Origin of the sequence: Scandinavium hiltneri (assembly GCF_024764835.1) — a bacterium.
Lineage (GTDB): Bacteria > Pseudomonadota > Gammaproteobacteria > Enterobacterales > Enterobacteriaceae > Scandinavium > Scandinavium hiltneri.
In genome coordinates this window covers 1-416 of the sequence record NZ_JALIGE010000021.1, presented here as the reverse complement: position 1 = coordinate 416, position 416 = coordinate 1, and the positions used below count along the sequence as shown (strand labels likewise).

1 pseudogene is annotated in these 416 nt (G+C 69.0%); it reads right to left on the bottom strand.

The features are described 5' to 3' along the window. A pseudogene (xcpX, locus tag MUU47_RS00085) lies at positions 1-416 on the bottom strand (GspK family T2SS minor pseudopilin variant XcpX); the annotation flags it as partial.

Sequence of the window (416 nt, the reverse complement as noted above, 5' to 3'; positions counted from 1 at the left end):
AGCAGGTACTGGTTGTCCTCGGCGCCTTGCTCGCCCTGCGGATTCTGGTCGGCGTCGAGCCAGTCGGCCAGCCGGTCCGGCAAGCCCTGGACGATCTCTTCCTTCATCCCCAGGGTGGCCAGCAGGCGACGGAACTGCTTCACCGAATCCGGCTTGACCTTGCGCTTGCGCACCAGCCCGTTGAGGTTGAAACGCCCGCTGGGGTCCTCGATCCGCACCCGCAGCTCGCCGCCGTCGTCCAGCTTGAACGGCGTCATCGGTCGCGCCCAGGCCTCGCCCAGGTGGTCCACCGGCTCGCGGGTATTCTCGCCGCCCTGGCGCAGGTCGCGGCGCAGCACCGCTTCCGCCAGGCGTTCGCCGCCCAGCGCATAGTGCCAGGCCTGGCGCACGTGCAACTGGTTGGCGCTGCTACGTAT